This window comes from Rhodovibrio sodomensis, assembly GCF_016583645.1.
GTDB lineage: Bacteria > Pseudomonadota > Alphaproteobacteria > Kiloniellales > Rhodovibrionaceae > Rhodovibrio > Rhodovibrio sodomensis.
The window spans coordinates 23,075-40,116 of the sequence record NZ_NRRL01000032.1 but is presented as its reverse complement, the minus strand read 5'-3'; the positions used below and the strand labels follow the sequence as shown (position 1 = coordinate 40,116).

The 17,042-nt window shown below is 70.3% G+C and carries 17 protein-coding genes and 1 other RNA gene; 10 read left to right on the top strand and 8 right to left on the bottom strand.

The genetic code is table 11. The features are described from left to right. Positions 1-36 precede the first annotated feature (36 nt). The 4 genes from pcaG to pcaD are packed head-to-tail and all read right to left on the bottom strand — an operon-like array spanning position 37 to position 2,548. Positions 37-642 carry a protocatechuate 3,4-dioxygenase subunit alpha gene (pcaG, locus tag CKO28_RS12960; protein ID WP_200341204.1) on the bottom strand — a complete coding sequence of 202 codons (606 nt, stop codon included), beginning with the start codon at positions 640-642 and terminating at the stop codon, positions 37-39. Next, positions 635-1,354 carry a protocatechuate 3,4-dioxygenase subunit beta gene (gene pcaH, locus CKO28_RS12955; protein ID WP_200341203.1) on the bottom strand — a complete coding sequence of 240 codons (720 nt, stop codon included), beginning with the start codon at positions 1,352-1,354 and terminating at the stop codon, positions 635-637. The genes pcaG and pcaH overlap by 8 nt, the downstream gene beginning before the upstream one ends. After that, positions 1,351-1,758, bottom strand: a complete 408-nt coding sequence (pcaC, locus tag CKO28_RS12950) for a 4-carboxymuconolactone decarboxylase (protein ID WP_200341202.1) — start codon at positions 1,756-1,758, stop codon at positions 1,351-1,353. Before pcaC ends, pcaH begins: the two co-directional genes overlap by 4 nt. After that, on the bottom strand, positions 1,751-2,548 hold the full coding sequence (gene pcaD, locus CKO28_RS12945) for a 3-oxoadipate enol-lactonase (protein WP_200341201.1): 798 nt from the start codon (positions 2,546-2,548) through the stop codon (positions 1,751-1,753). Before pcaD ends, pcaC begins: the two co-directional genes overlap by 8 nt. A 228-nt stretch (positions 2,549-2,776) precedes the next feature. Between pcaD and CKO28_RS12940 the strand changes: the two genes are divergently transcribed. The 4 genes from CKO28_RS12940 (at position 2,777) to CKO28_RS12925 (ending at position 7,224) form a co-directional block, all read left to right on the top strand. Next, entirely contained in the window at positions 2,777-3,814 is a 1,038-nt protein-coding gene (locus tag CKO28_RS12940; RefSeq protein ID WP_200341200.1) for a TRAP transporter substrate-binding protein, read from the top strand. Positions 3,815-4,116: 302 nt separating this feature from the next. Beyond that, positions 4,117-4,617 carry a TRAP transporter small permease gene (locus tag CKO28_RS12935; RefSeq protein WP_200341199.1) on the top strand — a complete coding sequence of 167 codons (501 nt, stop codon included), beginning with the start codon at positions 4,117-4,119 and terminating at the stop codon, positions 4,615-4,617. Between the two features lie 6 nt (positions 4,618-4,623). Continuing rightward, the gene (locus CKO28_RS12930) at positions 4,624-6,012 is read left to right on the top strand and encodes a TRAP transporter large permease (RefSeq protein ID WP_200341198.1); all 1,389 of its coding nucleotides are present in this window, start codon (positions 4,624-4,626) and stop codon (positions 6,010-6,012) included. A 27-nt stretch (positions 6,013-6,039) separates the two neighbouring features. Continuing rightward, positions 6,040-7,224: a 4-hydroxybenzoate 3-monooxygenase gene (locus CKO28_RS12925; RefSeq protein WP_200341197.1), complete on the top strand. Its 1,185-nt coding sequence runs from the start codon at positions 6,040-6,042 to the stop codon at positions 7,222-7,224. Between the two features lie 69 nt (positions 7,225-7,293). On the opposite strand, the gene CKO28_RS12920 is transcribed toward CKO28_RS12925, so the two are convergent. Continuing rightward, complete coding sequence (locus CKO28_RS12920; RefSeq protein ID WP_200341196.1) at positions 7,294-8,700, bottom strand: PleD family two-component system response regulator; 1,407 nt, start codon at positions 8,698-8,700, stop codon at positions 7,294-7,296. Positions 8,701-8,743: 43 nt separating this feature from the next. Beyond that, the gene (locus CKO28_RS12915; protein ID WP_200341220.1) at positions 8,744-9,121 is read right to left on the bottom strand and encodes a response regulator; all 378 of its coding nucleotides are present in this window, start codon (positions 9,119-9,121) and stop codon (positions 8,744-8,746) included. 192 nt (positions 9,122-9,313) lie between these two features. On the opposite strand from CKO28_RS12915, the gene CKO28_RS12910 reads away from it, so the two are divergent. From CKO28_RS12910 to CKO28_RS12900, 3 genes are read left to right on the top strand one after another with little or no spacing between them, the layout of a single operon-like run. Next, positions 9,314-10,255 (top strand): ROK family protein, encoded by a 942-nt coding sequence (locus tag CKO28_RS12910; protein ID WP_200341195.1) that lies wholly within the window; start codon positions 9,314-9,316, stop codon positions 10,253-10,255. Continuing rightward, entirely contained in the window at positions 10,252-11,550 is a 1,299-nt protein-coding gene (locus CKO28_RS12905) for a DNA polymerase IV (RefSeq protein ID WP_200341194.1), read from the top strand. The genes CKO28_RS12910 and CKO28_RS12905 overlap by 4 nt, the downstream gene beginning before the upstream one ends. 39 nt (positions 11,551-11,589) lie before the next feature. Continuing rightward, positions 11,590-12,039: a gamma-glutamylcyclotransferase family protein gene (locus tag CKO28_RS12900; protein ID WP_200341193.1), complete on the top strand. Its 450-nt coding sequence runs from the start codon at positions 11,590-11,592 to the stop codon at positions 12,037-12,039. Positions 12,040-12,175: 136 nt separating this feature from the next. Here the strand turns inward: CKO28_RS12900 and CKO28_RS12895 are convergent, their stop codons facing one another. Then, positions 12,176-13,024: a cell envelope integrity EipB family protein gene (locus CKO28_RS12895; protein ID WP_200341192.1), complete on the bottom strand. Its 849-nt coding sequence runs from the start codon at positions 13,022-13,024 to the stop codon at positions 12,176-12,178. A 262-nt stretch (positions 13,025-13,286) separates the two neighbouring features. Between CKO28_RS12895 and CKO28_RS12890 the strand changes: the two genes are divergently transcribed. The 3 genes from CKO28_RS12890 (at position 13,287) to ssrA (ending at position 15,637) form a co-directional block, all read left to right on the top strand. Next, positions 13,287-14,252, top strand: a complete 966-nt coding sequence (locus tag CKO28_RS12890; protein WP_338050124.1) for a 2-hydroxyacid dehydrogenase — start codon at positions 13,287-13,289, stop codon at positions 14,250-14,252. A gap of 229 nt (positions 14,253-14,481) precedes the next feature. After that, positions 14,482-15,192: a GGDEF domain-containing protein gene (locus CKO28_RS12885; RefSeq protein ID WP_200341190.1), complete on the top strand. Its 711-nt coding sequence runs from the start codon at positions 14,482-14,484 to the stop codon at positions 15,190-15,192. 68 nt (positions 15,193-15,260) lie between these two features. Then, positions 15,261-15,637, top strand: a transfer-messenger RNA (tmRNA) gene (ssrA, locus tag CKO28_RS12880). A 219-nt stretch (positions 15,638-15,856) separates the two neighbouring features. Here ssrA and CKO28_RS12875 read toward each other — a convergent pair. Further along, positions 15,857-16,852 (bottom strand): agmatine deiminase family protein, encoded by a 996-nt coding sequence (locus CKO28_RS12875; RefSeq protein WP_200341189.1) that lies wholly within the window; start codon positions 16,850-16,852, stop codon positions 15,857-15,859. Positions 16,853-17,042: the final 190 nt, after the last annotated feature.

Below are 17,042 nucleotides of genomic sequence, written 5' to 3'. Positions count from 1 at the left end.
AGCCGCCTTTGGATGCTCGGGTCTCGGGACCCGCGCTCAGAGGTCGAAGAACACCGTTTCGCCCGGCCCCTGAAGCCGGATGTCATGCCGGTAGACGGCTCCGTCGGGCGTCTCCTGGCGCTCCGCCGTCAGGGTCTCGCGACGGTCGGCCGGCACCTGGGCCAAGACGGGATCGGCGGCGTTGGCCGCCGCCTCGTCGGCGAAGTAGACCCGGGTGAACAGATGGTTGAGCAGGCCGCGCGCGAACACGACCAGGCTGACGTGCGGGGCGGCGCCCGCCGCGACCGCGCCCGGCTTGACGGTGCGGAAGACGAACCGGCTCTCCGGGTCCGTGCCGGTCCCGCAGCGCCCAAAGCCGCGGAAGCCCGGCCGGTTGCCGCCGCCGAGACCCGCGCGTGTCGGCAACCGGCCGTCGGCGTCGGCCTGCCAGATCTCGACCAGCGCATCGTCGACCGGGGCGCCGTCTGCGTCCAGCACGCGGCCGGTCAGCCAGATCCGCGGCCCGGCGACGTCGGATCCGGTCAGGTCGGCGCCCACCGGATCGGGCAGCGGATAGCCGTACTGCCCCGGCACCAAGCCGTAGGCGAAGAACGGCCCGACCGTCTGGGACGGCGTCTGCCCGGGGAAACCGCCGTCAGCCATCGGCGTGCCCTGCGTCCGGCGGGGTCCGGTCGCGCCCGCGCAGCACGACGTCGAAGCGGTAGCCGAGCGCGATGCCCGGTTCGGTCAGCGACCAGTCGAACTGGGCGATCAGGCGCGGCCGGGCGGCGCGCGGCGTCGCCAGGAAGATCGGGTCGGCGTCCAGCAGCGGATCGCCCGGGAAGTACATCTGGGTCACCAGCCGGGTCGCCAGCGCGGGGCCGATCACGGAGACGTGGATGTGGTTCGGCCGCCAGGCGTTGGGGTGGTTGCCCCACGGATAGGCGCCCGGCTTGATCGTGCGGAAGGCATAGCGACCGTCGGCGTCGGTCAACGCGTGACCCGCGCCCAGAAAGTTCGGGTCGAGCGGGGCGTCGTGCTGGTCGCGGGTGTGGACGTAGCGGCCGGCGGCGTTGGCCTGCCAGACCTCGACCAGGGTGTGCGGCACGCCGCGCCCGGCCTCGTCCAGCACCCGGCCGGCGACCACGATGCGCTCGCCGATCGGTTCGGCGTTGACCCGGGCGTTGGCGGTCAGGTCGGCCTGGACGGCGTCGATCGTCCCTGCGTCGAAGCTGGGACCGGCGGCCTCCGGCAGGTCGCCGTCGAGCGGCACCAGCGGCTGGCCGGGCCCGCGCTGGCGGGTCGACTTGTAGTCCGGCGCGATCAGCGGGGGGTGGCTGTCCCAGTCGCGCGCGCTGAACCTGCCGACGCTCACGACCCGCCCTCCGTCCCGCCGTGCGCCCCGGCGTCGATCTCCGCGAACACCCGCTTGGCGACGGCGAAGGCCGCGTTGGCGGCGGGCACGCCGGCGTAGACCGCGACCTGCAGCAGGGTTTCCTTGACCTCTTCGCGGCTAACGCCGGTATTGGCGGTGGCGCGCAGGTGCATCGCGAGTTCGTCGTGGTGGCCGAGCGCGGCCAGCATGGCGATGGTCAGCAGGCTGCGCCGCGGCCGGCTCAGGCCCGCGCGCGTCCACACGCTGCCCCAGGCGACCTCGGTGATGAACTGCTGGAAGTCGGCGTCGATTTCGGTCGTGTTCGCCTGCGCCCGGTCGACGTGGGCGTCGCCCAGCACCGCGCGGCGGACCTGCATGCCTTGCTGGTAGCGCTGGTCAGCCACCGGTCGTCTCCTGCACGAACGCCGCGATCAGGCCCGCGACCTCGTGCGGTTTCTCGATGCACGGCAGGTGCTTGGTGTCCGCGATCTCCCGGTAGCGGGCGTTCGCCAGCAGCCCCGCGAGCGCCCGGTTCAGGTCCGGCGGGGTCGAGGGATCGTCGCTGCCGCACAGCACCAGGGCGGGCTGCCGCAGCTCCGACAGCCGCGGCGTCAGGTCGGTGTCGCGCAGCGCGGCACAGCTGCCGGTGTAGCCGCGCGGGTCGGGCGTGCGCGCGATCATGTGGCGCCACGCCTGCGCCGCCCCGGGGTTGTCGCGGCGGTAGCCCTCGCTCAGCCAGCCCAGCACGATGCTGTCGGCGAGCTTGCCCAGCCCTTCCGCCAGCACGCTGTCGATGCGCTGCTGCCAGCCGTCGGCGGAGCCGATCTTGTGGCCGGTGTCCATCGCCACCACCCCGACGATCCGTTCCGGCGCGTCGAGCGCGGCCTGCAGGGCGATCATGCCGCCGATCGAAATGCCGCAGACCACCGCCTTGTCGATGCCGTGCGCGTCCAGCAGGCCGATCAGGTCGCGGGCGTGGTCGGCCATCGCATAGGGCGGTTCCGGCGCGCCCGACAGGCCATGGCCGCGCGTGTCGTAGCGCAGCACATCCAGGCCCGGGGGCAACGCGGCGACCGTGCCGTCCCACAGCCGCAGGTCCGTCCCGAGCGCGTTGGCGAACACGACCGTGGGACCGCCGCGGGTGCCGTCGCGGCGGCTATTCAGGTAAGTGCCGTTCGCTTCCACCACCTGCATGGTCCGCTGGGTCCGTCCTTTGGGCCGGGTCGATTACCGTCGGATCCCGGGGGTCAATCCCCGGGGACCAAGCCTGCGCCGGGCGGGCGCGGCTGTAAAGCCGGCAGCCATCGGCAATTCACAGCCGCCGTGCGAGCGCTTAAGCTGCCACCCGCTGCCAAGCCACGAGGCCGGCCGAACCGGTCCGACCCAGCACGACACGACACGCTTCTAACGGGGAGGCAACCCATGACACGGCTGCTCAAGCGCGCGGCGGGTGTGTGCGCCGGCGCCCTGATCGCCGGCAGCGCGCAGGCGCAGGAGGTCACGCTCACGGTGCACCACTTCCTGTCGCCCAACTCGGTGACCCACACCCGGATGATCGAGCCTTGGGCCCAGGAGGTCGAGAAACGCTCCAACGGGCGGATCGAGATCAAGATCTTCCCGTCGATGTCGCTCGGCGGCACGCCGCCGGAACTGTACCGCCAGGCGCGCGACGGCACGGCCGACATCATCTGGACCCTGATCGGCTATACCCCGGGCGTTTTCCCGCGCACCGAGGTGTTCGAGCTGCCCAACGTCCACACCGGCGACGCGCGCGCGACCAATCTCGCGATCCAGGACACCTTCGACCGGCTGCAAGCCGACTTCGAGGAGATCAAGCCGCTGCTGGTCCACGTCCACGCCGGCAACGCCCTGCACCTGCGCGAGACCAAGGTGACCAAGCCGGCCGACGTGAAGGGGCTGAAACTGCGCACGCCGTCGCGCACCGGCGCCTGGATGATCGAGGCCTGGGGCGCGGAGCCGGTCGGCATGCCGGTTCCGGCGCTACCGCAGGCGCTCTCCAAGGGCACGGTCGACGGCGCACTGGTGCCGTTCGAAATCATGGCGCCGCTCAAGCTGCACCAACTGACCGAGTTTTCGGTCGAGGGCGCCGACGGCAACCGCTTCGGCACCAGCGTGTTCCTCTTCGCCATGAACAAGGACCGCTACGAACAGCTGCCGGCCGGCTTGCAGCAGGTGATCGACGAGACCACCGACCGCGCCTTCGCGCGCGAAATGGGCGAGCTGTGGAACCGGGTGGAGCAGACCGGCAAGGAACTGCAGCGCGAGTCCGGCGGCACGGTGATCCAGCTGAGCCCCAAGCAGACCCAGGCGTTCAACGAGATCACCCAGTCGGTGACCCAGCGCTGGGTCGACCAGGCCAAGCAGCGCGGCATCCCCGGCGAAGCCCTGGTCGAAGCCGCCAAGCAAGCGATCGCCAAGTACGAGGACGGCGGGTCGTAAGCGCGCCCGCTGTCCGGACGTAGGGTGGAGTCGCCGCGGAACGCGGCAATCCATCGCCCCGGGCGTGCCGATTGCGCCCCCGCACGGTGGGTTGCTTGCGCGACCCCACCCTACGGCGCCGAGCTAGCTTCCCGGCCGTCCCGGCGGGTCCCCTCTCCCCTCAAGGGAGAGGGGATCAGCGGCTCGCCCTACCCCTTAACCGCTACGGATGCGCGCGCGCTTCGCCTGTCCTAGACTGCGCGCGACGCGGCCGGACCGAGACCGGCCGCCCTCCCCCGCCACGCGGAACCCGTTTCGCCGACATGCAGCAGGCTCTCCACCGTGCCGCCGCGGCCTGGGCGATCCTGGGCGGCGTGCTCCTGTTCGCCATCGTGGGCGTGACCGTCACCAACGTGGCGGCGTTCACGCTCGACCGGATCGCGGGCCTGGTCGGCCGCGACGTCAGCGGCCTGCCCGGCTACGAGGATTTCGTGCGGCTGGCGGTCAGTTCGGCCGCGCTGATGCTGTTCCCCTACTGCCAGGCGCGGCGCGGGCACGTCGCCGTCGACATCCTGGCGGAGACGGTGATGCCGCGCGCCGTGCAGCGCGTCCTGGATACGCTGTGGCAACTGCTGATCGCGGTCCTCGCCGGTTTCCTGGCCTGGAAGATGACGCTCGGCATGCTGGAGACCTACAGCGACCATGCGCTGTCCCGCGTGCTGGGCTGGCCGGTCTGGCCGTTCTACCTCCCGGGGATCGCCTCGCTCGGGCTGTGGGCGGCGGTCGCGCTGGCCGACCTGCGCCCCAAGCCGGTCGAGGCCTAGACCGCCATGGGCGCCCTGGAAGCGATCGGGATCGGCGGGCTGGCGGTGCTGTTCGGGCTGCTGGCGCTGCGCATGCCGGTCGGGCTCGCCATGGTGGCGGTCGGGATCGGCGGCAACTACGCGCTGTCGCTGGTGGCGCCCTACCTGCGCTTCGGACCCTACCTGGACCAATTCAAGACGCTGCTCTGGGGCACGGTCGCGAACTACGACCTGTCGGTCGTGCCGCTGTTCGTGCTGATGGGCTATCTGGCTTCCGAAGCCAACCTCAGCCGCGACCTGTTCCGCGGGGTCAACGCGCTGTTCGGGCGGATGCGCGGCGGCGTCGCGATGGCGGCGGTGGGCGCGTGCGCGGGCTTCGGCGCGGTCTGCGGCTCGTCGCTCGCGACCGCCTCGACGATGGGCCGTGTGGCGCTGCCGGAACTGCGCCGGTTGGACTACCACCCCCGGCTCGCCACCGGCTCGCTCGCCGCTGGCGGGGTGCTGGGCATCCTGATCCCGCCGTCGGTGGCGCTGGTGATCTACGCCATCATCGTCGAAGCCTCGATCATCGACATGTTCCAGGCCGCCGTGGTCCCGGGAGGGATCGCGGTGCTGTTTTTCATGGGCGTGATCGCGCTCACCGTGCGGCTGAAGCCGTCGGTCGCCCCGGCCGCCCGGGCGATGGAGCCGGCGGCGCGCCGGCACGCCCTGCTCCGGCTGATCCCGGTGTTGGTGCTGTTCTCCGCGATCATCCTGGGGCTCGGCTTCGGGTTGTTCACGCCGACCCCCGCGGCGGCCGTGGGGGTGTTCGCCGTGCTCGTCTACGGCCTGATCCTGCGCGCCTTCGGCGACGGCCTGACCGGGTCCGGCATCGTGCGCGCGCTCAAGGATTCGGCCGTCACCAGCGGGATGATCTACTTCATCCTGTTCGGCGCGGAGGTGCTGAAGGGCTTCTTCACCCGCGCCGGCCTGCCGGAAGCGCTGGCGAACTGGGCATCTGTCAGCAGCCTGGACCCGTGGCTGGTGCTGATCGCGGTGCTGGCGCTGTTGATCGTGCTCGGCTGCTTCATGGACAGCCTGTCGATGATCCTGGTCGTGGTCCCGTTCCTGTGGCCCACCCTGGTCGCGATCAACGGCGGCGACTACGCGGTCGCGGAGACCGCCGCGTTCGGCATGAGCACCGCCGATCTGAAGATCTGGTTCGGCATTCTGGCGCTGGTCGTGGTGGAATTGGGATTGATCACGCCGCCGGTGGGCATGAACGTGTTCATCATCAACGCGCTCGCCCACGACGTGCCGATGAAGGAGATCTTCCGCGGCGTGGTTCCCTTCTTCGGCGTCGAGATCCTGCGGGTGGCGCTGCTGCTGGCATTCCCGGCGCTCACGCTGGGCCTGCCGCACCTGCTGTCCGGTTAGCGCGGCACGCGAGGTGAAAGGCCAGACATGAAGCGTACCCAAGTCGCCGTGATCGGCGCCGGGCCCGCGGGCCTGATGCTGTCGCACCTGCTGGCCGCGCGCGGGATCGACACGGTGATCCTGGAGCGGCGCAGCCGGGACTACGTCGAAAGCCGGATCCGCGCGGGCGTGTTGGAGCACCATAGCGCGGCTGCCTTGCGCGCGGCGGGCGTCGGCGCGCGCATGGACCGCCAGGGCATGGAACACACCAGCATCGATCTCGCCTTCTCCGGCGCCCACCACCGGATCGAGCTGGCGCGCCTGACCGGCAAAAAGATCATGGTCTACGGCCAGCACGAGGTGGTGAAGGACCTGATCGCCCAGCGCCTGGCCGATGCCGGCGAGATCCTGTTCGAGGCGGACGTGAGCGGGATCGAGGGACTGGACAGCGACCGGCCGATCATCCGCTACACCCACGACGGCCGGAACCAGACGCTGACCTGCGACTTCGTCGCCGGCTGCGACGGCTACCACGGCGTCAGCCGGGCGAGCGTGCCCGCCGGCCAGATCGTAACGCACGCGCGCAGCTATCCCTACGCCTGGCTGGGCGTGCTGGCGGAAGCCGCGCCGACCAGCGACGAGCTGGTCTACGCCCGCCACGACAACGGCTTCGCGCTGTACTCCATGCGCTCGCCCGAGGTCACCCGCCTCTACCTCCAGTGCCGGCCGGACGAGGATCCGGATGCCTGGTCGGACCGGGCGCTGTGGGACGAGTTGCACCGCCGTCTGGAAACCGGCGATGGCTGGACCATCAACGAAGGGCCGATCCTGCAGAAGAACATCGCGCCGATGCGCTCGTTCGTCGCCGAACCGATGCGCTACCGGCGGCTGTTGCTGGCCGGCGACGCCGCGCACATCGTCCCGCCCACCGGGGCCAAGGGGATGAACCTGGCGCTCGCCGACGTGCAGGTGCTGGCGCCCGCGCTCGCCCGCTGGTTCGACAGCGCCGATGAAACCGGGCTCGACGCCTACTCCGACACCTGTCTCAAGCGGATTTGGAAGGTCCAGCGCTTCTCGGTCTGGATGACGCGGATGCTGCACGCCCAGCCGGACGCGGACGGCTTCGAGCAGCGCCTGCAGCAGGCCGAGCTGGACAGCGTGGCCGCGAGCGACAGCGCCGCCCGCCACCTGGCGGAGAACTATGTCGGGTTGCCGCTGGAGGTCCCCGAGTAACGTCCGAGCGGTACCGGGTCGCGGTCACGAAAAGTGGCGCGGCAACGGGACCGTGCCAGCCCGCCGCGCCTAATAGTGTCCGCCGGCGGCGGACGAGCGTTGCGTGGCGGCCGGCGGGTCGGCGAGTTTCACCCGGTTGCGGCCGGCGTTCTTGGCGGCGTAGAGCGCGGCGTCGGCGCGCTCCAGCAGGTCGTCGGCCATTTCCTCGGCGTTGTCCGAGGCCGCCACGCCGATCGAGATGGTGACGCTGAGCGGCGTCCCGTCGGGCAGATCGATCGAGCTTTCGGCGACCAGGGCGCACAGCCGCTCGGCCACCTGCATCGCGGTGGCCGCGTTGGATTCCGGCATCACCACGACGAATTCCTCGCCGCCCAGGCGGGCGACCAGATCGACCGAGCGCAGGTTGTTGCTCGCGACCTCGGCCAGCTTGACCAGCACGTCGTCGCCCAGGCCGTGGCCGTGGGTATCGTTGACCGCCTTGAAGTGGTCGACGTCGAACAGCATGACCGACACCGGCTTGCCGGTCTCGGCGATCCCCATCAGCTTGCGATCCAGATGGGTCATCAGATAGCGGCGGTTGTACAGCCCGGTCAGGCTGTCGGTGAACGCCATCGACATCGAGGCCTGGATTCGCTCGCGCAGGCGGTCGTGGTAGCGCCGGCGGCGCACCTGGGTGCGCACCCGCGCCAGCAGCTCGCCGCGGTCGAGCGGCTTCACCAGGTAATCGGTGACCCCCAGGTCCAGGCCCTTGGCCAGCCGCGGCAGGTCCATGTCCTCCAGCAGCAGCAGCAGCGGCAGGTGGCGCGTCTCCTCCTGGGAGCGGAACTGCGAACACAACCGGAGGCCGTCCTCCCCGCCCAGGTCGATGCCGACGATCACCAGGTCGAACGTCTGCTCCCGGCCGAGCTCGAGGGCGCGCTCGCCAGTGTCGGCGCAGACCACATCGTGCTCGGCTTCCGACAGGTATTCGCTCAGCCGCTGGGTGGTGAAGCGGCTCTTTTCGACCACCAGCACCTTGGCCGGCGAATCGGCGAGCTCGAACTCGCTCGCGATCGCGCCCAGGCGGCCGGAAGTCTCCTGGCGCACGCGCAATTCGTCCATCATCATCTTGAGCCGGACCAGCGAGCGCACGCGCGCGAACAGCGCCACGTCGTTGACCGGCTTGGACAGGAAATCGTCGGCGCCCGATTCCAGGCCGCGCACCCGGTCGGACACGTCCGACAGCGCGGTCACCATGACGACGGGAATGTGCGCGGTCTTGGCGTTGGCCTTCAGCTCGCAGCAGGTCTCGAAACCGTCCATCCCCGGCATCATCACGTCGAGCAGGATGATGTCCGGGGCCTGCTTTTCCGCAACCTCGATCGCCGTCCGGCCGTTGTCGGCCGTGATCACATCGTAGTATTCGGCCGAAAGCTTGGCTTCCAGCAGCTTGACGTTGGCGGCGATGTCGTCGACGACAAGGATACGTGCGGTCATGCGATCGGGTCGGTTCCGGGCCGCCCCCCTTATCCGTTTCGCCTCAGTTCAGGAACTTCTGCACCGTCTGCAGGAAGTTCGCCACCGAGATCGGCTTGGCGATATAGGCCTCGCAGCCGCCCTCGCGGATCTTCTCCTCGTCGCCCTTCATGGCGAACGCGGTCACCGCGATCACCGGGATCGACTTCAGGTTGTCGTCCTCCTTGATCCACTTGGTGACCTCCAGCCCGGAGACTTCCGGCAGCTGGATATCCATCAGGATCAGGTCGGGCTTGTGATCGCGGGCGATCTGCAGGGCTTCCATCCCGTCCTTGGTCTGCAGAATGCCGTAACCGTGCGCCTCCAACAAATCGTGGAAGAGCTTCATATTCAGCTCGTTGTCTTCGACGACGAGCACCGTCTTCGTGCCGCCCGAGGCCATTTTGGTTTCCGACTCCGCGTGGTTTGAGGCGGGGCTTTCTAGCATGCTCCTGGGCTCTCTGCGATTGTGCTCCCGGATCGCCATGCCCGGGATGGGACTCCGTTTAGAAACGGACGCGCTTAGCACAGCGTTCCGGGTTAACAAGTTAGGATCATAGCCTTAACGATTCGTAACCACCACCCGCGTTTGGCCATGCGACTGGGGATCGACCTCGGCGGGACGAAGATTTCGGCGTTGGCGCTCGACGTCGACGGGTGCGTGCGTGCCCGCCGGCGGATCGAGACGCCGCGCGGCGACTACGCCGCCACCCTGTCCGCGATCCGCGGTCTGGTGCAGGCGCTGGAAGACGACCTGCTGGCGCCTGGGGCGCCGCGGGCGCGCGTCGGGGTGGGCATTCCGGGCACGATCTCGCCGGCCACCGGTCTGGTGAAGAACGCCAACTCGACCTGGCTGATCGGCAAGCCGCTGGACCGCGACCTGGCGGCGGCGCTCGACCGGCCGGTGCGGCTGGCGAACGACGCCGACTGCTTCGCCCTGTCGGAAGCCTGCGACGGCGCGGGCGCGGGCCACAGCCCGGTGTTCGGGGTGATCCTGGGTACCGGGGTCGGCGGCGGCATCGTGATCGACCGGCGGCTGGTCACCGGCGCCAACGCGATCGCCGGCGAATGGGGCCACAACCCGCTGCCCCAGCTGGACGACGCCGAGCGTCCGGGCCCGGCGTGCTACTGCGGCCGGGCCGGCTGCATCGAGACGTTCCTGAGCGGCCCCGGCCTGGCGCAGGACTACGCCCGCGACGGCGGCGATGCCGCGGCCGTCGACGAAGCCACCGACGCCGCCTTGGTGGCGCGCCGGGCGCGCGACGGCGAGCCGGCCGCGCGGGCCGCCCTGGAACGCTACATCGACCGGTTGGCGCGCGCGCTCGGCAGCGTGATCAACCTGCTCGACCCGGCGCGGATCGTTCTCGGCGGCGGGGTCGGCAACATCCAGGCGCTCTACGACGCGCTGCCCGTCCGCCTGCCCGCCTACGTGTTCTCCGACCAGGTGGCGACCCGCGTGGTGCCGCCCGAGCACGGCGACGACAGCGGCGTGCGCGGCGCGGCCTGGCTCTGGCCGGCGGACCGGGGGCGGCCATGACCGAACGGTCCGAACCCGCGCGCCGGCCGACGGCGCTGTGCCGGGATTGCCTGGTGCTGTTCGACGGCAAGCCGGCGGACGGCCGCTGCCCGCACTGCCAGTCGCCGCGGGTGGTCGGCCACCCGGAACTCGCCAGCCTGTCGGTCGCGCACCTGGACTGCGACGCCTTCTACGCCAGTGTGGAAAAGCGCGACCGCCCGGAACTCGCCGACCGGCCGGTGATCGTCGGGGGCGGCCGGCGCGGGGTGGTCGCGGCCTGCTGCTACGTCGCGCGGATCTATGGCGTGCGCTCGGCGATGCCGATGTTCAAGGCGCTCGAGCGCTGCCCCGACGCGACCGTGATCAAGCCGGACATGGCGCGCTACCGTGTCGAGGGCCACCGCATCCGCGAGATGATGGAGGCGAGCACGCCGTTGGTCGAGCCGATCTCGATCGACGAGGCGTTCCTGGACCTGAGCGGCACGGAGGCGCTGCACCAAGGCCCGCCCGCGCGCACGCTGGCCGCGCTGGTCCGCCGGATCGAACGGGAGGTCGGCGTCACCGCGTCGATCGGCCTCAGCTACAACAAGTTCCTGGCCAAGATCGCCTCGGAACTCGACAAGCCGCGCGGTTTCGCCGTGGTCGGCGAGGCGGAAGCCCTCGACTTCCTGAGCGAACAGCCGGTGGGCGCGATCTCCGGCGTCGGCGACCGGCTGCAGACCGCGCTGTCGCGCGACGGCATCACGCTGATCCGCCATCTGCGCCGCTACGAGGAGACCGAGCTGATGGCACGCTACGGCGCCATGGGCCGGCGGCTTTACGCCTTCGCCTGGGGCCGCGATCCGCGCCCGGTGGCGCCGAACGAGCCGGCCAAGAGCATCTCCGGCGAGACCACCTTCGACGACGACGTGGACGATCCGGCGGAACTGCTGCGCCGCCTGTGGCCGCAGTGCGAACGGGTCGCCCGACGGCTCAAGGCGGCCGACCTCGCCGGCCAGTCGGTCACCCTCAAGCTCAAGACCCGCGACTTCAAAATCATCACCCGCGCGCACAAGCTGAGCGACCCGACCAACATGGCCGACCGCCTGTACCGCACGGCCGAACCGATGCTGCGGCGCGCATGCGACGGCCGGAAGTTCCGGCTGATCGGGATCGGCGCGGGCGACCTGACAGCCGGGGTGTTCGCCGACCCGCCCGACCTGCTGGACCCCGACCGCGGAAGGCGCAAGCAAGTGGAAAGCGCGATCGACGCGGTCCGCCAACGCCTGGGCGACCACGCCATCACCAAGGGGCGCGGCTTCAAGCCGGGCCGATAGCGAAACCATGGCCAGCTCGAGATGGGGGGCACCCCGGCGATGACCCGCACGTCCTGGAACGCCGAGGCCGACACGCCGTTCGCCGCGGTCCGCCGCTGCCCCCTGGCGCTGGTCTACGGCACGCTCAAGCCGGGCGAGCGCAACCACCGCCTGATCGCGGACGCGGCGCGCCACGGCCCGTGCGAGACCGCGCCCGGGTTCCGGCTGCTGCACGGCGATATCCCGGCGGTCGACCGCGGCGGCGACGCCCGGATCAAGGGCGAACTGGTCGCGGTCAGCGGCGAGCAACTGGCGCGGATGGACCAGCTGGAAGGCCACCCGGACTGGTACCGGCGGGAGGTCGTCAGCCTGGCCGACGGCCGCCAGGCGTGGATCTACCTGCACCCGATCCTGCCGGGCGTGCCGCGCTACCGGATTACCGACCGCGGCACCGCCTGCTGGACCGGCGGCCGGCGCGGCGCAAGCCGGCCGGCGCGCGGCCGCGTGTAGAGCGAGAGCGGGTCACGTGGGCCGCCCTGACGATCCACGGCACGCGTCCCCGGAAGCGGTGGACAGTCCTGTGGATGACCAGGTGCGACTCGCCAACAGCCGGAAAACCTGTTGGACTGCCTAGGAACTGGGCAGCCTACTCGCACGCCTCCGCCTGCAGCTCCGTCAGCTCGGAAAGCTCGGCGTCGACCACGAAGTCGCCGTAATCGATCTCGATCGAGCCGGCCACCCCGTTGGCGAACAGACGGGTCACCTGCTCGCTCTCCGGCGTGCTTTCTTCCTGACCGCTCGGAAAGTAGGCGAGTTGGACCCGCCAGGAGCGTTGATCGCGCACCAGCGGATGGTCGATCGGCAGCGCCGTGTTGGCCTCAAGTTCCTTGAGTATAATGGCGTTGACGCCGAACAGACCGTCGCCGTCCCCGGTGCCGTCGAACACGTAGCGCCAGAAGAAGGTCTCGCCGGCCTTCGCCCGCTCCAGGATCGCCTCGCTGTGCGCCTTCGGGAACATCGTGTCGGCCGGCAGGTCGACGGTGCGCGCCTCCGGCTGTTCCAGGGTCGCCGTGCCGCCTTCCCCCGGCGTGATGCGGGCGCTGCCGCGCCTGCGCTCCGGCTCCCCGCCGGCGGTCGCGCGGCGGGTGAAGAAGCGGAAACGCTTGCCATCGTCGCCTTCCCAGGCGCTGTACTGCCAGGCGGTCTGCTGGGTGCCGCGCGCGCCGAACGAGACACGCATCTCCGCCTTGTAATCGACCGACCAGCCATCGCACACGTCGCGCCAGGTGAACACGATGGTGCCCGAGATCGCGTTGACCGCCTGCGAGCTGCGCGCCTTCGCCAGGCTCAGCTCGTAGACGGCCTTGTGCGGCACCATCGCCTGCGCCCCCGGCACACCCGCGCCGACGGCGAGCGCGGCGGCCAGGGCGCCGGCGGTCCAGGCGCGAAGACGGCGGCGGAGCGGAAGGCTGGAAACGGTCGCGTGGTCGGTCATGACACCCGGATCTCTGTGAACGGTCGGCGCCTGCGATCGCCTGGCTTGACGGCCCTCGCCCGTGGCCGGGCCGGCGCGGCACCTGGGCCGGGCCCGGTTCGCGTCTTTCGCCACCCGGCCCACCGCAGCTAAGGTAGGCGGGACCCTAGCAGACCCGGGGGCCAAGCGACACGCCGCGCGGCCGATGCCGGTACCAGGCCGATTCGGCGCGCGGCCATGCGCCCGCCTCCGGGCAGCGTTGACAAAAGTGGAGCGACCGCCCGTGTCCGCCAAGCCGCGCATCTTCGTCACCCGCCGCGTGCCCGAGGCCGTCACCGACCGCCTGCAGCGCGACTACGACGCGACCGTCAACACCGCCGACAGCGCGCTCAGCGCCGACCAACTGGTCGCGCACGCCGACGGGATGGACGCGCTGATCGTGACCCCGCCGGACAAGATGGGCGCGGAGCTGATCCAGCGCCTGCCCGACAGCGTGCGCGCGATCGCCTGCTTTTCGGTCGGCACCAACCACGTCGACCTGGACGCGGCGAAGCAGCGCGGGATCGCGGTCACCAACACCCCGGGGGTTTTGACCGAGGCCACCGCCGAGATCGCGATGCTGCTGATCCTGGGCGCTTGCCGGCGCGCCTGGGAGGGCCAGAAGCTGCTGCGCCGGCGCGAATGGGACGGCTGGAAGCCGACCCAGCTGATCGGCCTGGAGCTGAGCGGACGGCGGCTGGCGATCTTCGGCATGGGCCGGATCGGCCAGGCCACGGCGGCGCGGGCGCGCGCCTTCGGCATGGAGATCCATTACCACAACCGCACGCGCCTGCCGGCCGACCAGGAACAGGGGGCGGTCTACCACGACACGCCCGACCAGCTGCTCGAGGTCGCCGACGTGCTGTCGCTGCACTGCCCGGCAACCCCGGAAACGCAGGGCTTCCTGAACGCCCAGCGGATCGAGACGCTGCCGGCGCCGAGCGTGGTCATCAACACCTCGCGCGGCGACGTGGTCGACGACGCGGCCCTGATCGACGCCCTCAAGCGCGCGCGGGTCGCCGCCGCCGGGCTGGACGTGTTCGCCGGCGAGCCGGACCTGCATCCGGGTTATTACGACCTGGACAACGCCTACCTGCTGCCGCACCTGGGATCGGCCACCGTGGAGACGCGCAACGCCATGGGCTTCAAGTGCCTGGACAACCTGGACGCCCTGTTCACCGGCCGCGAAGCGCCCGACCGGGTCGCCTGAGCCGCGAGGTCGGGCCCCGCTTTGTCGCAACGCGACGCCGGTGGGTTGCCTGCCATGGTCGGCAAGTCGTTTCCAGTTCCCGCGTCCGCCGCGGCAAGAATTGCCCAGGTATACCCCCTATTAACCCTTAATGCCGCTTTCTGGCCTGGCACGGCGTTTGCTTAACCAACCGGACGCGTGAGGCCGCCGGGGGTTGGGCCGGGGGCGAACCAAACGGGGTGAATCGGCTATGGCAGCGAACGACGCCGCGACTGCGACCGCGACGATCCATGCCTTTCGACAACTGAAGGACGAAGCACCGACTAGCCAATCGCAGCTCGGGGAAACGCTGGATCATCTGATGCGCCTGACCCGGCAGGCCGGCCTGCACGGACAGAGCGAATGGGAAACCGCCCTTGCCCGCCTGAGCGAAGCGGCCGAACACGTCGAGGCGACGCTGGCCGAGCACGCCGCCCGGCTGGATCATCTGGAGAGCCTGTCGGTCACCGACGAGCTGACCGGTCTGCACAACCGCCGGGGGTTCCGCCGCGAGCTGTCCAAGGCGCTGGCGCGCGCCGAGCGCGACGGCGAGACCGGCATCCTGATGCTGGTCGACCTGGACCACTTCAAGCGGATCAACGACACCTACGGCCACGGCGCGGGCGACGCCGTGCTGGCCGCTATCGGCGGGGTCCTCAACGGCGCGGTGCGGCAGAACGATGCCACCGGCCGGCTCGGCGGCGACGAGTTCGCCGTGCTGCTGTCGAACGCCGATCCCGTGGCGGTGCAGCCGCGCGTCCTACGCCTGCGCACCGCGCTCTCGCAGCTGGTGGTGCAGCATCAGAATTGCCGAATCCCGGTCCGCGCCACCCTGGGTCAGGCCCGCTACGAGCCCGGCAGCGAGGTCGAGGCGCTGCTGCGGACAGCCGACCTCGACCTCTACCGGCAAAAGACCGCCTGACCCCGCGCCCCGCCCTGATGCGCCGATACGAAGATGCGTCGCCCGATCTGCGCCCGCCCTTCGACTGCGGGCTTGAATTCGCGCGCCGGATGACGCATCTATGAAAGTGCCCGGTCGCACCGGGTGATGGTGCTGAACGCCTCACTAACTACTCGTACTGGACCCGGGGGCAGTACCCGGCGGCTCCACCAGACACGCCGGCGCCCGCCTCGGGCGGCGCCGGCCCCATGGGGCCGAAACAGGCTCGACAGGCGGGAAAAGGTCAGGTTTGTACCCGGCATGGTACCGCCGTCATCGGACCATCAGAGAGTTGCGAACGATAACGCTGCTCCGGAGATGGCCGCCGCTGCGTAAGCAGCGGAGGTGAACTCCACCTCTAATCCCAGCGGGTTTAGCATCCGCTGGTGGGGTTCCGGCGGGGCCCCTCGCAACAGAATGCCCCGCCACTTTCCCTGTTGCGACAGATGTGTACGAGTTGCCGCGCAAAGGTCCGCATCCGATCGCGGGCGTTAAGCGGTCGTTTCGGCGGGTCCCTCTCCCTTGAGGGGAGAGGACGTTGCGGGTGCAACTCCCCGGCCTACGGCGAGGAGTGCCACCCTCACCCGCCCACGCGCCAAGCGGCGCGCGGGCCCCGCCCTCTCCCCTCATGGGAGAGGGGATATCCCTACTCCATAACGCCCGTGGGCTGCTGCTGGGTGATGCAGTGCAGGCCGCCGCCGCCGTGGACCAGGTCGGTGGCGACCACCGGGACCGCCTCGCGCCTGGGGAAGGCCCTGGCGATCGTCTCCAGCGCCGCGTCGTCGCGGGCGTCCTCGAACTGCGGGACGATCACGCCGGCGTTGGTCAGGTAGAAATTCAGGTAGGACAGCGCGAGCCGCCCGCCCTGGTCGCCCTTGCGCGCCTTGGGCTGCTCGATCTCGATCACTTCCAGCTGCCGGCCCTTGGCGTCGCGCGCCTTTTTCAGTCGGTCGATGTTGTCCTGCAGGGCGGCGTAGTTGCTGTCGCGCGAATCCCGGGTCGAGAGCGCCAGCACCACCCCCGGGGCGACGAAACAGGCCAGATTGTCGACGTGGCCGCCGGTGTCGTCGTCGGTCAGCCCGTCGCCCAGCCAGATCACGTGTTCGCACCCCAGCATCGCGCACAACTCGCGTTCGGCGTCGGTGCGGCTGATGTCGGGGTTTCGCTCGGGGTCGAACACCACCGATTCGGTGGTCAGCAGCGTGCCGTCGCCGTCCGTGTGGATCGCCCCGCCTTCCAGCACCATGCGGGACTCGTAACGCTCGACATCCAGGTGCTCGCACAGCCGGCGGGCGAGTTCGGCGTCCTTGTCGTAGGGCGTGTAGCGCTCGCCCCAGCCGTTGAATACCCAGTCGACCCCGGCGATGTTGCCCGCGCCGTCGCTCAGGAAGGTCGGGCCGGCATCGCGCATCCAGGAATCGTCGTGCTCCATCGGCAGGCAGCCGACCCCGCTGCCGCAGTACAGCGAGACGTCGGCCACGCTCGACGGTTCGGCGATCACGGTGACCGGTTCGAACCGGGCGATCGCGCGGGCGACCGCGGCGTAACTCTCGCGGGCGCTCTCCATCCGCTTGCCCCAGAGCGATTCGCGCACCGGCCACGCCATCCAGGTGCGGGCGTGGGGCGCCCACTCGGGGGGCATCCGGAAGCCTTCCTCACGCGGGGTACGGGAAACCACCTCGTCCTCCGATCTGCCGGTCGGCCCGGCAGACTAGGGCAAGATGCTGAAAGGTGGAAACACCTTCCAGCTGAATCGTGCCCTCTCTTCGAAAGGTTAGAGCGAACTTCAGCCAGAAGGCCGATCCAGCCTTCACGCATTTCGCTCGAAGCCG